At 70.7% G+C, this 13,504-nt stretch carries 13 protein-coding genes and 3 tRNA genes; 1 reads left to right on the top strand and 15 read right to left on the bottom strand.

Features of this window, described 5'->3' with window-relative positions:
• Positions 1-20: 20 nt before the first annotated feature.
• The 10 genes from ACHUEU_RS09405 to ACHUEU_RS09360 all read right to left on the bottom strand — a co-directional run bounded on the left by ACHUEU_RS09405 (position 21) and on the right by ACHUEU_RS09360 (position 6,080).
• Positions 21-842: an exodeoxyribonuclease III gene (locus tag ACHUEU_RS09405; RefSeq protein ID WP_394215681.1), complete on the bottom strand. Its 822-nt coding sequence runs from the start codon at positions 840-842 to the stop codon at positions 21-23.
• Complete coding sequence (locus ACHUEU_RS09400; protein ID WP_394215680.1) at positions 839-1,738, bottom strand: bifunctional methylenetetrahydrofolate dehydrogenase/methenyltetrahydrofolate cyclohydrolase; 900 nt, start codon at positions 1,736-1,738, stop codon at positions 839-841. The genes ACHUEU_RS09405 and ACHUEU_RS09400 overlap by 4 nt, the downstream gene beginning before the upstream one ends.
• A gap of 80 nt (positions 1,739-1,818) precedes the next feature.
• On the bottom strand, positions 1,819-3,087 hold the full coding sequence (locus ACHUEU_RS09395; RefSeq protein ID WP_394215678.1) for a serine hydroxymethyltransferase: 1,269 nt from the start codon (positions 3,085-3,087) through the stop codon (positions 1,819-1,821).
• A gap of 85 nt (positions 3,088-3,172) precedes the next feature.
• Entirely contained in the window at positions 3,173-4,300 is a 1,128-nt protein-coding gene (locus ACHUEU_RS09390; protein ID WP_394215676.1) for a UDP-N-acetylmuramate dehydrogenase, read from the bottom strand.
• Positions 4,297-4,743, bottom strand: a complete 447-nt coding sequence (locus ACHUEU_RS09385) for a MaoC/PaaZ C-terminal domain-containing protein (RefSeq protein WP_394215674.1) — start codon at positions 4,741-4,743, stop codon at positions 4,297-4,299. The genes ACHUEU_RS09390 and ACHUEU_RS09385 overlap by 4 nt, the downstream gene beginning before the upstream one ends.
• Before the next feature lie 61 nt (positions 4,744-4,804).
• The gene (locus tag ACHUEU_RS09380) at positions 4,805-5,254 is read right to left on the bottom strand and encodes an FAS1-like dehydratase domain-containing protein (protein ID WP_394215673.1); all 450 of its coding nucleotides are present in this window, start codon (positions 5,252-5,254) and stop codon (positions 4,805-4,807) included.
• A 187-nt stretch (positions 5,255-5,441) separates the two neighbouring features.
• Entirely contained in the window at positions 5,442-5,612 is a 171-nt protein-coding gene (gene rpmG / locus ACHUEU_RS09375; protein WP_184324414.1) for a 50S ribosomal protein L33, read from the bottom strand.
• Positions 5,613-5,709: 97 nt separating this feature from the next.
• Positions 5,710-5,786, bottom strand: a tRNA-Met gene (locus ACHUEU_RS09370).
• 54 nt (positions 5,787-5,840) lie between these two features.
• Positions 5,841-5,913 (bottom strand) — tRNA-Thr (locus tag ACHUEU_RS09365).
• Positions 5,914-5,998: 85 nt separating this feature from the next.
• A tRNA-Tyr gene (locus tag ACHUEU_RS09360) sits at positions 5,999-6,080 on the bottom strand.
• Positions 6,081-6,277: 197 nt separating this feature from the next.
• Here ACHUEU_RS09360 and ACHUEU_RS09355 point away from each other — a divergent pair.
• A complete protein-coding gene (locus tag ACHUEU_RS09355; RefSeq protein WP_394215672.1) occupies positions 6,278-6,766 on the top strand; it encodes a YajQ family cyclic di-GMP-binding protein in 489 nt (162 codons plus the stop codon).
• Positions 6,767-6,906: 140 nt separating this feature from the next.
• Here ACHUEU_RS09355 and ACHUEU_RS09350 read toward each other — a convergent pair whose 3' ends face one another.
• From ACHUEU_RS09350 to ACHUEU_RS09330, 5 genes are all read right to left on the bottom strand, one after another.
• A complete protein-coding gene (locus tag ACHUEU_RS09350; protein ID WP_394215671.1) occupies positions 6,907-7,176 on the bottom strand; it encodes a hypothetical protein in 270 nt (89 codons plus the stop codon).
• Between the two features lie 67 nt (positions 7,177-7,243).
• A complete protein-coding gene (locus tag ACHUEU_RS09345; protein ID WP_394215670.1) occupies positions 7,244-7,507 on the bottom strand; it encodes a hypothetical protein in 264 nt (87 codons plus the stop codon).
• 399 nt (positions 7,508-7,906) lie between these two features.
• Positions 7,907-8,389: a hypothetical protein gene (locus tag ACHUEU_RS09340; RefSeq protein ID WP_394215668.1), complete on the bottom strand. Its 483-nt coding sequence runs from the start codon at positions 8,387-8,389 to the stop codon at positions 7,907-7,909.
• 127 nt (positions 8,390-8,516) lie between these two features.
• Positions 8,517-8,786 carry a WXG100 family type VII secretion target gene (locus ACHUEU_RS09335; RefSeq protein ID WP_394215666.1) on the bottom strand — a complete coding sequence of 90 codons (270 nt, stop codon included), beginning with the start codon at positions 8,784-8,786 and terminating at the stop codon, positions 8,517-8,519.
• Between the two features lie 208 nt (positions 8,787-8,994).
• Positions 8,995-13,461 carry an FtsK/SpoIIIE domain-containing protein gene (locus ACHUEU_RS09330; RefSeq protein ID WP_394215665.1) on the bottom strand — a complete coding sequence of 1,489 codons (4,467 nt, stop codon included), beginning with the start codon at positions 13,459-13,461 and terminating at the stop codon, positions 8,995-8,997.
• Positions 13,462-13,504 lie beyond the last annotated feature (43 nt).

Raw genomic sequence — 13,504 nt, 5'->3', positions numbered from 1 at the left:
GGAGAGCCGGGCGGCGCTGCTCAGGAGTAGCTGATCACCAGGGGCGCGTGGTCGGACCAGCGGGTGTCATAGCTGGGAGCGCGGTCCACCTGTGCCCAGGCGGCGCGAGCGGCCAGCTCCGGGGTGGCCAGCTGATAGTCGATCCGCCAGCCGGAGTCGTTGTCGAAGGCCTTGCCCCGCTGGGACCACCAGGTGTACGGGCCGGGCCCGTCGCCGTACAGGGTGCGGTGCACGTCCACCCAGCCGAGCTCTCCCGTGAGCCGGTCGAGGTAGGCGCGCTCCTCGGGCAGGAACCCGGCGGACTTCCGATTGCCCTTCCAGTTCTTGATGTCCCATTCGGTGTGGGCGATGTTGATGTCCCCGGTGAGGAGGACATGACGGCCCTTTCCGCGGAGCGTCTCCAGGCGCTCCATCATCACGTCGAGGAACTCGTACTTGTCCGTCATGGTCTGCGGCTTCTCGGTGTTGCCCGAGTGCATGTAGCAGGAGATGGCGGTCATCGCGGTGCCGTCGCCGAGCGGGTCCGCGAGGTCTGCTTCGAGCCAGCGGCCGGTGTGCGCGTCCGCGTCCAGGCCGGGCAGGCCGCGGCGCACGCCGGCCAGGTCGATCCCCGCCAGCGAGGCGCGGGCGGCGATCGCGACACCGGCGCGGCCCTTGAGCTGCGAGGCCTCTCCCACGACGGTCCAGTCCTCCCCCAGCAGGCCGCCGAGCAGCTCCTCGGGCGCCCGCACCTCCTGCAGGGTGACGACGTCGGCGGGGGTGGCGGCGAGCCAGTCGCCCATTCCCTTCCGAGCGGCGGCGCGCAGGCCGTTGACGTTGACGGTGGCGACGGTGAAGCTCACGCGGGCACCTCGATCCCGGCGGCGCGCTCGGCCGCCTCGACGACATTCTTCAGCAGCAGCGCACGGGTCATCGGCCCGACGCCACCGGGGTTGGGGCTGAGCCAGCCGGCGACCTCTGCGACCGCCGGCTCCACATCTCCGACGAGTGCGGCCTTCCCGCCCGCGGGGTCCTCCCGGCGGGAGACGCCGACGTCGAACACGACCGCGCCGGGGGCGACGTCCTCGGCGCGCACCAGGTGCGCGGAGCCTGCGGCGGCGACGATCACGTCGGCGCGACGCAGGTGGGAGGGGAGGTCGGCGGTGCCGGTATGGCACAGGGTCACCGTCGCATTGTGCTCGCGACGGGTCAGCAGGGCGCCGATGGAGCGGCCCACGGTGATGCCGCGGCCGACGACCACGACGTCCTTGCCCCGGAAGTCCAGGCCGTGGCGCTCGGCCAGCTCGATCACGGCGCGCGGGGTGCAGGGCAAGGGGGTGTGGAGGGGTGCGTTGGCGTTCAGCACCAGGCGGCCGAGGTTCATCGGATGCAGTCCGTCGGCGTCCTTGACGGGGTCGATCCGCTCCAGGATCGCGTCGGTGTCGATCTGCGCGGGCAGCGGGAGCTGCACGATGTACCCGGTGCAGGACGGGTCCGCGTTCAGTGCGTCGACCAGGGCCTCGACGTCCGCCTGGGTGGCGTCGGCCGGGAGGTGCTTCTGGATCGAGGTCAGCCCGATCTGCTCGCTGTCGCGGTGCTTGCCGCGCACATACGCGGCGCTGCCGGGATCATCCCCGACCAGCACGGTCGCCAGGCCCGGGCGCTCGTGGCCGGCGTCCAGGAGCCGGGTCACGCGCTCGGTGAGCTCCTGCTTGATGGTGGTCGCGGTGGCCTTGCCGTCGAGGGTCTGGGCAGTCATGGCGCTCCTGAGGGGTGGTGGGTGCGTGGCGGGGACGGCGGTGGGGGCCGGCGCTCGTGCGCCGGGCCCCACGGCGACGCTCAGTACTGCTGCAGCTCGGGATAGAGCGGTGTCTTCTCGGCCAGGACCGCGGTGCGGGCGCGCAGCGACTCGAGGTCGGCGCCGCCGGTCAGCGCCAGCGCGATGACGTCGGCGACCTCGGTGAACTCCTCCGCGCCGAAACCCCGGGTGGCGAGGGCGGGCGTGCCGATGCGCAGGCCCGAGGTGACGCGCGGCGGGCGCGGGTCGTTGGGGACGGCGTTGCGGTTCACGGTGATGCCGACCTCGTGGAGGCGATCCTCCGCCTGCTGGCCGTCGAGCTCGCTGTCCACCAGATCCACCAGCACCAGGTGCACATCGGTGCCACCGGAGATCACCTTCACCCCGGCCTGCTGCGCATCCTCCGCCTGGAGGCGCTCGGCGAGGATCTTCGCCCCGTCCAGGGTGCGGGCCTGACGGTCCTTGAAGTCCGCGCCGGCGGCGAGCTTGAGGGCCACGGCCTTGGCGGCGATGACGTGCATCAGGGGACCGCCCTGCTGTCCGGGGAACACCGCCGAATCGATCTTCTTGGCCCACTTCTGGGTGCACAGGATCATGCCGGAGCGAGGACCGCCGATGGTCTTGTGGATGGTGGTGGAGACGACGTCCGCGTAGGGGACGGGGCTGGGGTGCAGGCCTGCGGCGACCAGACCGGCGAAGTGCGCCATGTCGACCCAGAGGATCGCACCGACCTCGTCGGCGATCTCGCGGAAGGCGGGGAAGTCCAGCTGGCGGGTGTACGCGGACCAGCCGGCGACGATCACCTTCGGCTGCTCGGCCACGGCCAGCTCCCGCACCCTGGCCATGTCGATCTGGCCGGTCTCCGCCTCGGTCTCGTAGGCGACGATGTCGTACAGGCGACCGGAGAAGTTGATCTTCATGCCGTGGGTGAGATGGCCGCCGTGGGCGAGCGAGAGGCCCATCAGCTTGTCACCGGGGCGGGCCAGGGCGTGCATGACCGCTGCGTTGGCGGAGGCACCGGAGTGGGGCTGGACGTTCGCGTGCTCGGCACCGAACAGCTCCTTGGCGCGGTCGATCGCGATCTGCTCGGCGACGTCGACCTCTTCACAGCCGCCGTAGTAGCGCCGGCCCGGATAGCCCTCGGCGTACTTGTTGGTCAGCACCGAGCCCTGGGCCTGCAGCACCGCGCGCGGCACGAAGTTCTCGCTCGCGATCATCTCCAGCGTGCGCTGCTGGCGGGCCAGCTCCTTGTCGAGGACCTGGGCGATGTCCGGGTCGAGTTCGGCGATGGACTGGTCGAGGACGTTCACAGGGCCTCCTGCAGGATCGGGGCGGGACGGCGGCGGGCACCGTCCCGACATCTTAGGACGGACACCGCTCCCGCCACGCACCGGGTCAGAGATCGAGGCCGAGGCGGACCGGTTCGGGTTCCAGGTGGATCCCGAAGCTCTCCTGGACCCGGGACTGGACGTCCTGGGCGAGGGCCACCAGATCCTCGCTGCTCGCCCCGCCGCGGTTGGTCAGCGCCAGGGAGTGCTTGCTGGAGACGGCGGCCCGCTGCCCCACCGCATGTCCCCGTTCGATGCCGGCGTGGCTGATCAGCCAGGCGGCGCTGGTCTTGACCCGGTCATCCCCGACCGGGAAGCGGGGCGCGTCCGCAGGCAGGAGCGCGGCGTCCTGCGCGGTGAGGATCGGATTGGTGAAGAAGGAGCCGGCGCTCCAGGTGTCGTGATCGCGCGCATCCAGCACCATGCCCTTGGAGCCGCGGATGGCCAGCACCGCCGCGCGCACCTCGTGCATGGGGGCCCGCTCCCCCACCTCGACCCCGAGAGCGGCGGCGAGCTGCGCGTAGCGGATCGGGGCGGAGCGATGTCCGAGGGTGTGCTGGAAGGTCACCGAGAGCACGACATAGCGTCCGGTCCCCGAGGGCGCGGCCCCGGAATAGCGGGTGCGCTTGAAGATGCTGTCGCGGTAGGCGAAGCCGCAGTCGGCGGCGAAGAAGGTGCGCACCGCGTTCTGCTCCCGGTCCCAGGTGCGCACCCGGGAGATGGTGGCGGCGACCTCCTGGCCGTAGGCACCGACGTTCTGGATGGGGGTGGCGCCGACGGAGCCGGGGATGCCCGAGAGTGCCTCGATCCCGACCATCTCGCGGGCGATCGCATAGCGCACCGCCCGATCCCAGCTCGCCCCGGCGAAGTACTCGACGATGGCACCGCCGCAGGTGGGGTCCAGCGGGGTGAGCTCGGCGGGGTCGACGGGGACGCCGTCGGGCTCCCCGGAGGCGCCCACCTCGCAGGTGGCGTCCAGCAGCGGCGGGTCCTCGGGATCCCGCAGCAGCACGACGGTCCCGGAGAAGGGTTCATCGGAGGCGACCAGGTTCGAGCCGCCGCCGAGCACCAGGAGCGGCTCCCCGGCGGCATCGGCCGCGGCGACGGCCTCGATGACCTCGTCGGCGGTGCGGGCCTCGACGAGCTTCCGGATCTCGCCGCCGATGCGCAGCGTGGTGAGGTCGGAGAATCTCATGCGGCGTCCGGGAGGGAGAGGGTGGCGCGGGCACGACCGAGCACCTTCGTCCCGTCGACCTCGGCGGTGAGGTCCACCCGGGCGGTGCCGGCCTCCGCATCGAGCGCGCCGACGACGGCGACGACCTCGAGGGTCACGAAGCCGGTGGCGGGCACCGGGATCGGGTGGGTGAACCGGGTGGTGTACGCACGCACCGCGGTGGGGTCGGCGATGGCGTCGAGCAGGCCGGTGATCGCGGTGCCCATGGTGAGCATGCCGTGGGCGATGACACCCGGAAGTCCGGCCTCGGCGGCGACGGCGTCGTTGTAGTGGATCGGGTTGAAGTCGCCGGAGGCACCGGCGTACCGCACCAGGGTGTCGCGGGTGAGCTCGTGGCGGGTGCGGGCGAGCTCCTGGCCGACGGTCAGCGCGGTCAGGTCCGCGGGGGCGGGGGTGGTGGTCATGTCTGCTCCTGGAATCGGGCGGGACGGGCGTGCGGCGGGCCGACGGGCCCGGTGCCGGTGGTCAGTCGCCGCGGACGACGATCATGCTGCGCACCGCGGCGACCTCGGCGCCGGTCGGGTCGGCGAGGTCCACGCGGGTGGTGACCATCGTGTGGCCGCCGGCGGCCCGGACCCCCTCGACGGTGAGGGTGGGGACCAGCTGGTCCCCGGCGACCACGGGCCGGTGCAGGGTGAAGGTCTCCTCGCCGTGGACGACCCGGCTGAAGTCGATCCCGGCTTCGGGGTCCTCGATGTACTGGGCCTCGGTGGCCTGCGCGAGGGAGACCAGGAAGGTGGGCGGGGCGAGGACTCCGGCATGGCCGGCGCGGCGTGCCGCGTCAGGGTCGGTGTGCAGCGGCGAGGTCGCGCCGGTGGCGCGGGCGAACTCGGCGATCTTCGCGGCCGAGACCGTATGCACGGGCCCCGCCGGGTAGGTGCGCCCGGCGAAGGCGGGATCGGGGGTGGTGGTCATGGCGTCTCCCGAGGTCGGGTCGGCCGGGGCCGACGGGTGCGGACCCCACGATCATCTCACCGCCCGGTCGACGGGGCGGCCAGGCCGGGCGGCGCCGTCCGGTGCGCGCTCCGCGCCGCGCCCCGGGCATGACGAAGGCCACCCGGGGTGATCCCGGGTGGCCTTCGTGGAAGCGTGCTGGACCTGCTCAGCGGGTCTCGCGGTGCACCGTCTGCTTGCCGCAGGTCGGGCAGAACTTCGAGAGCTCGAGCCGATCCGGGGTGTTACGGCGGTTCTTCTTGGTGATGTAGTTGCGCGCCTTGCAATCAACACAAGCCATGGTGATCTTGGGACGCACGTCAGAGCTCTTGCTCGCCACGGTTCGCCTCTTTCGTCCGGGTGGCGCGCCCGGCGGCGCACCTCGTGGGTCCCCGTGCTCGGGGGATGTGGATTCAGCACTCCGGTGGGAACCGGTGTGGTACCGAGGGCGGGGATCGAACCCGCGACCTCACGATTATGAGTCGTGCGCTCTAACCGTCTGAGCTACCCCGGCGTGACCGATGCGGCGGCCCGATCTCGAATGAGACCGGGCCGCCGCATCCATCAGAGCCCTGAAAGGGAATCGAACCCTTGACCTTCTCCTTACCATGGAGACGCTCTGCCGACTGAGCTATCAGGGCAACCCGGTGAACTTTACCCATCTCCTCGCCCGGAGGCAATTCGGGGACTGGTCCCGGTGCTTCGGATCACATGGACCCTCCGCCGTGGCAGATGAGGGATTCGAACCCCCGTAGGCAATGCCAGCTGATTTACAGTCAGCTCCCTTTGGCCGCTCGGGTAATCTGCCGTGACTGCTCCCGTTGCCCATGCGACCTGGATCGCGTGGCCGCCGGAAGCGGACCTGGACCAGCATACCGGCGCTGCGCCGCCGATGCGAACCGGGAGCAGCCCTCCGGCGCATGAAGAGCGTCACAGCTGCTCCGGGTGCTCGTGGACAATGAGGTGGCGGCCCGTCCGGGCGGCCGCACGAAGGAAGGACCCACCGTGGCAGATTCATCGTTCGACATCGTCAGCAAGCTCGATCGTCAGGAGATCGACAACGCTGTCAACCAGGCAGTGAAGGAGGTCGGCCAGCGCTACGACTTCCGGAACACCGGAGCATCACTCACCCTCAGCGGGGACGAGATCGTGATGACCGCCAACGCGGAGGAGCGGGTGCTGGCCGTGCTCGACGTGCTGCAGTCCAAGCTCATCCGCCGGGGCATCTCGCTCAAGGCGCTCGACGTGGGCGAGCCGACGCAGTCCGGCAAGGACATGCGACTGGTGGCAGCGCTCAAGGAGGGCATCAGCGCCGAGGACGCCAAGAAGATCTCGAAGCTGATCCGCGACGAGGGGCCCAAGGCCGTCAAGGCCCGGATCGAGGGCGACGAGCTGCGGGTCTCCTCCAAGAGCCGGGATGATCTGCAGTCCGTCATCGCCCTGCTCAAGGGCAAGGACCTCGACGTCGCGCTCCAGTTCGTCAACTACCGCTGAGGCCGGCTGCCTCCGCCGACATCGACTGCACGAGCCGTGACGAGCCGTCCGGCGTCGGCGTGCAGGAAGGTCCCGCACCCAGCACGGGTGCGGGACCTTCCGCGGACCGGACGAAGAACCGGGAACCGGGAACCGGGAACTCAGCCCTGGTTCGAGGTGGTGTCCTGCTGCTCAGCGTGGGCCTCCAGCGCCTTGCCCTTCTCCTGGAGCCCGTTGACCAGGTTCGCCACCGGACCACCCATGAAGGTGTTCCACTCCTCGCGGTACGTGTCGTAGTCCGCACCGACCCACTCCACACCGTTCACGATCGGGGTCATGTCCCCGACGATCTCCATGATCTTCTGACCGGTCTCGGAGATCGACATCGCGATCTCGCGACCCTCTTCCGGATTCATACCCTTGAAAGCCATGACCTACCCCTTTCGCCCCGCACCGGGGCCGCATACTGCACAAGAAAAGAAACTGAACCGCTGACGGTCAGGACGACGAGGCGGCACGCTGCTTCGCCGCGTTCTGCCTGCCCCGCTCCGCGAGCTCGGTGCAGCCCTGCCTCACCCTCTGCGCGAGCTCCTGCATCGTCCCGGTGAACTCACCGACGAACCGGTCCCGGTCCTCACCGGTCCAGTCGAAACCCTCGACCCGACCCGCAACCTCCGTGAACGCGGCCATCGCGTCCTCGCCGGCCTGCTCGATCTGCTGGCTCATCTGCTCGACGGCCTCCGGATTCATGCCCTTCTTCATGGTGTCCTCCATGTCGTAGTGAAAACTGTCCCCACCCACCGGGGAGGACCTCCGCGGCCACTGACCGCCTGCTCGCCCTGTTCCCCAGGTGATGACACCACCCTAGAGCCCCCGTGCTCCCCTGGCGATGGGGACAACTCCCCATGCTCCTCCCCATCTGCGGTGTCAGGCATCTTCCGAGGTCAGGGCAGGGATCACGGTTCTTCGGCGCTGTGGACAACCACCAGCCGCCGGCTCCGCCCGAGGCCCTTGGGACAGCCCTGGGGCCCACCCCCGGGCGATGGGGACGACTCCCCGTCCGGGACTCCCCACGCCCGGCTCATGCCACCGGCCCCGTCCCCCTGAGCGGGGGCCGGGGCCGGGACGGGTGCTCGGTGCTGGAGGCACGCGGCGGGATGCTCAGTCGAGCGTGACGCGCAGCGAATCCTGGATGGTGCGGACGGTCTCGATCTCGTCATCGGCGCTCTCGGCCCCGCAGCTGCCCACGAGCTCCAGGACGTCGGTGGCCACCCCGCCGCGGTCGATGACCGCGTAGCGCGCAGCCTGGACCACCGTGGGACGCCCGGGCTGGGTGTATCCGTACTCGCTGGCGATCCAGGTGGCGCCGTCCACCTCGATCTCGCCGGTGCCGAGCTCCTCGAGCTCCGGCAGCGCTGCCTTGCGCTGGTCGAGGCCGGCTCGGGCGGCCTCGAGGGTGAACTCCGGACCGAACCTCTGCACGGTGACCACAACGTTCGCCCGGAACGCCCCCTCCACCCGGGGCTGGGCGACCGCGACCTGGACCCCGGGGACCGTCAGCGTCTCCCAGTCGTCCGGCACCTCGACGGTGATCCGTGGCGGTCCGGGGAAGTCCGCGCTCGGGTATTCGATGCTCTTCGCCATGGATCTGCTCCGTTCGTCCCACCTCTGACGACGGTCAACATATCAGGCATCTTCCAGGCATGACGACGGCCCGAGCGGGGTGTCCGCCCGGGCCTCGCCCTGCTCGCCGGTGCCGGAGCGGCTCCCCTCAGTGGGACGAGGTGGCCTCCTGCTCGGACGCGTGGCGGTCGGCCGATCGTCCCAGCTCGCTCACCGAGTTCATGATCTGCTGCAGTGCAGGCACCATCTCGCTCTGCCACTGGCCGCGGAAACGATCGGCATCGGGCCCGGTCCAGTCCACATCCCCGAGGCCGCTGGTCAGCTCCTGCTCGATCCTGGTGATCTCCTCGGCCGCATCGTGCAGCTGAGCCGACATCCGCCGGACCTCTTCGACGTTCATACCCTTCGTCGCGTTCACGGTTCGGGTTCCCCTTCCTGATGACTCGCACCCGCGCCCCGCTGAGGTGCACCGGTTGATGACGTGGTCGACAGCACTCACTGTAGAGCGCTCCGTGGACGCGGACCATGGGGAGGAGTCCCCATGGGGACGGAGGTGCCCAGCGGAGTCCCCCCGCCGCACGGGACGCCGCCGACTCGGTCCTGCCGCGACCCGACACCCCCCGCCCTCAGCCGGTTGTGACCTGTGCGACCTGCAGTTTCAACGCGCGGCCGCTGTGCACGAGGAATCCGCGGCCCGGGGGGAAGTCCGCGCGACGGATCCTCCCCAGCCCGGTCCCGAGCAGGGAGCCGCCGTCCATGTCGCTCGGCTGCAGCAGGAGACCGCGCCGGCCCGCCTTGAAGGGCTGGGCGAGCACATAAGCCTGCGACCACGAGGCCGATTCGTTCTCACCGACCACGAACTGACCCTCACGGGTGCTCGCCCGGATCAGCTTGTCCAGGTCGTTCTCGACCCCGCTGCCGGTGAAGTCCGCGACGCCGTCGATGAACAGGGCGAGCTTGCCCTCCCCCACGGTCCCGGACTCGATGGTCCGGCGCAGCTGTCCCGCGAGCTCGCGGACCGTCTCCGGATCCGACGCCTCGACGTCCCAGACCGGCAGCCCGGTCAAGGGCGTCCGCCGTGAGGAGAAGCGGACCAGGCGCATCGGCTCCTCCATCGCCTTCAGGCCGGTCGCGATGGTGAGCATCGCGGTGGTGCGGCCCGAGCCCATCGGGCCGGTGACCATGAAGGCGCCCCGCGGCTCGAAGGTGAGCTCGGCCAGGGTCTCGTCGGCCAGGCCCAGCACCGGCATGCCGCCGACGGTCGGACGCAGGGAGGCCAGCTCCACCCGCTCGGGCAGACGCTTGATCTCCGGGGCCTCCGGCACCCCGGCCCGGCGCATCGCCTCGGCGAGCCTGGCGACCTCGCGGGACTGGAGCGCGACGTTGGCATCGCCGCCGTGCACGGCGACCTGCACCTCGTGGCCGTCCTGGATGGCGCGCCCGGGCGGGGAGCCGCCGTCCAGGACGTCCTTGGGCTCGCCGAAGGAGACGTAGTCGTCGTCGCTCGCCATGCGATGGATCAGGCGGCGCTGGATCGAGGAGCCCAGCGAGGTCGGGATCGCGTTGGGGCGGTCGCCGGTCACGATCACGTGCACGCCCACCTGGCGACCGTCGGTCGCGATCTGGACGAAGGTCGTGAACCACTTCGAGAGGCTCGAGTAATCGTAGGCCTCGCGGAAGGCGGCCATGCCGTCGACCAGCAACAGGATGCGAGGGGTGTCCGGCTTCTCGGCCAGCTCGCGGTACTCGGTCACCGATCCGGCTCGGAGCTTCGCGAACGCCTTCGACCTCTCGTCGATCATCTGGCGCAGGGTCCGCAGCAGGCGGATCACCCGCTCCTCGTCGTCCCCCGCGACGATCGTGCCCACGTGCGGGAGCTCCTCGAGCATCGTCAGTCCGGAGGCGCCGAAGTCGAGGCCGTAGACGTGCACGGGCCCGCCGCGGACCGTGGAGGCGGCGGAGATCGCCAGGGTGCGCAGCGTGGTGGACTTGCCGGAGCCCCCGGTGCCGTAGACGGCCATGTTGCCGTCCCGGTCCGGGAAGTACGAGGTCGTCGGCTGGGCCTGCTCCTCGGGGACGTCCATCACCCCCAGCAGCAGCTCCTCGTCGGTGCGTCGGCTGGGCAGCCGGGAGAGGTCGTAGGCCTCGGCCAGCTCGGACAGCCAGGGCTTCCTCGGTGCCGGCACCCCGGCGCTCTCCGCCGCCGCCACGACGGTGGAGACCACGCGGGAGATGTCGTGGGGGCCGGGGTCCTCGACCTCCGGGGTGGGCGGGGCGGGGAGGTCCCACTGCTCGCCGGTGCCGAAATCCTTCTCGACGATGTCGATCCGGGCCCGTTCGGGTTCGTCGGTGGTCCAGCCGCCGGCGTAGCCGGACTGGAAGGTGGCGATGCGTCCGGGGCCGGTCTTGGCGGCACCGCGGCCCGGGATGCCGGGGTCGAAGTGCGCGGCCATCTTGTCCCCCAGGATGTCCTTGGAGTCGGCCTCGTCGGCCATGCGCAGCGCGATGCGGAGGTTGGTGTTGGCGCGCAGGTTGTCCTTGATGACGCCGGCGGGTCGCTGGGTGGCGAGGATCAGGTGCAGTCCCAGGGAGCGGCCTCGGGCCGCGACGTCCACGACGCCGTCGACGAATTCAGGGATCTCCTTGGCCAGCGCCGCGAACTCATCGACGATGATGATCAGGCTGGGCGGCGCCTCGGGATCACCGGTGCGCTCCAGGGAGACCAGGTCCTTCGCCTTCTTCCGGTTCAGCAGATGCTCGCGGTGGTGCAGCTCCGCGCGCAGCGAGGTGAGCGCACGCCGCACCAGATGCTGGGAGAGGTCGGTGACCAGGCCGACGGTGTGCGGCAGCGCGACGGCATCGGCGAAGGCGGCGCCGCCCTTGTAGTCCACGAACAGGAACGTCACCCGGTCGGGGCTGTGGGCCGTGGCCATGCCCAGCACCCAGGCCTGGAGGAACTCGGACTTGCCGGCACCGGTGGTGCCGCCCACCAGCGCATGCGGGCCGTTGGTGCGCAGGTCGAGGTGGAAGGCGTCCTGACCGTTGTGGCCGACCAGCCCGCGCAGGTTCGCATCGTGCTTGCGCCGCTGCGGCGTCGAGCCGTCGCGCGGGGTGAGGGAGTTGTTCTCCTTCCACCGCTCGATGATGTAGTTCGGGTCCTCGGCCATCGCCATGCCGCCGAGCGTGAGGTAGGAGATCGAGCGGGGCAGATCGGAGTCGTCGTCGATGGGCACCCCGGCGTCGACCACCGGAGACAGGTGGCGGGCCACGCCGGAGGCGACCTCGACGGACACGGTCTCGACCGTGACCGGGTAGAACCGCTCCCCCAGGCGCACGTGACCGGCGCTCGCCCCCTCCACCGCCTCCTCGACGGAGACGTAGGTGCGACAGGCGGCCGGCAGCGCCGCGACGTTGGATGCGGACCAGATCACGTGGACGCCGACGTCCGGTCCGCGCTCGGCGAGGCGCACCAGTCGGGCGCGGTCCACCGGGGCGTCGTCCTCGATGATGACCACGAGGTGCGGCGTGACCGGCTCCGGCGGTAGGTCGGGCTCCGCCTCGATCTCGGTGGTCATCGGTGTGCGCAGCTGCGGCGGGGCGTCCCCGGCCCGCTGCTCTATGAGCTCCTCGATGCGGGAGAGGAGGGAGGTTCCGCGCCCCGGGGTGTCGGCGAGGTGGTCACCGGGCAGCGGTGAGTGGGGGCTCGAGGTGTGCGGGAGCCACTTCAGCCACTGCCACAGCTCGCGGCTGGAGCGGGAGGTGATCGCCGCGATCGCGACCTCCGCCGGCGAGTGGAGGGCGAAGAGCTGGGTGACGATGCCGCGGGCCACTCCGTCGGCCTCGTCGCCGCCGCCGGCCACCCCGATGCTGCCGGCGTCGCGGAGCTGCGCCGCCACCGGCACCCCGGCGATCAGCCGGTACTCCTCGTTCATGTCGTCGAGCATGTCGTAGTACTTGGTGATCGCGTCGTTCTCGCCCGGCATCTCGATGCCCACCCGCGACTCGGCGATGCCCAGGCCCAGCCGCACCGTGCCGAAGGCATTGTGCTCGGGTCGATGGGTCCACAGCAGTCGGCCCAGTCGGAACGCCGCGTCGACCGTGTCCGCCGCCGAGGGGGTCTCCACCAGGCGCACCGCGCGCTCGAGATCCTGCGCGGCCGTGACCCGCCGCTTGAGGGAGGCCAGGCCCTCCTCGAAGTTCTCGATCTGCTGCTCGAGCATCTTCTTCTGCTGGAACTTGCGGTTCAGGTACCCGGCTGTGGCCATCATCGGCATCATGAACACGAACATCAGCGAGTACGGGCTGCGGGTCATCGCGAACATGAAGCCGCCCATGAGGAGGGGGGCGAACAACATGAAGATCGGGAAGAACTGCGGCTGCGGCTCCTTGGGCGGGGTGGGTGCCTTCAGCGGCCGGTAGGGGAAGCGGGGCACCACGCGCGGGGAGCGGTTGAACTCCACCACCGGTGAGCTCGGAGCGGTGCCGCCGAGTCGATGCAGAGTGATCACGGAGAACGTGGTCTGGCCGATCAGCACCGTGTCCGAGGGACCGATCACTGCTCGCTGCACCTGCTCACCGCCGAGCACGACGCCGTTGGAGGACTGCAGGTCCACGATCTCGATCGAGTCTCCGACATTGATGCGGGCATGGCGCTTGGAGAGCATCGGATCGGCGATCCGGATGTCCAGATCCCCCTCGCGGCCCACGACGCTCGAGCCGGACGGCAGCGGGAACTCCCGCCCCGCCTCGGGCCCGGAGAGCACCCGCAGCAGCGCGACCGCCGCTCCGCGGGACTCCGAACGGGTGGCGTACTCCGTCGAGGAGCGGGCGATGGAGACGACGCTGCCGGAGCGCAGACCGGCCTGGATCAGATCGATCTCGCGGTCCAGCGAGCGCACGCCCTTCGCGCCCGGGCCGGCGCCGGGGTCCTGCACCTGGAGGGTCAGCCCTTCCGGCGCCTCGAGGTCGCTGCGCAGCGGATCGGCCAGGTACAGCGCACTCGCGACGTCCGCGACCGTCGCCGTGGCATCGGCTGTGACCTCCAGATCGGTCAGCCGATCCTCGGGCCTGCGCAGCGTGAGCTTGATGCGCATCGGTGTCCCTCCCCCTGGCGGGCCCCTCGGCCGCCTGCTGGGA

Origin of the sequence: Brachybacterium vulturis (assembly GCF_043641765.1) — a bacterium.
GTDB classification, from domain to species: domain Bacteria; phylum Actinomycetota; class Actinomycetes; order Actinomycetales; family Dermabacteraceae; genus Brachybacterium; species Brachybacterium vulturis_A.
The sequence above is the reverse complement of the archived record's forward strand: the minus strand, read 5'-3'. Positions and strand labels throughout refer to the sequence as shown.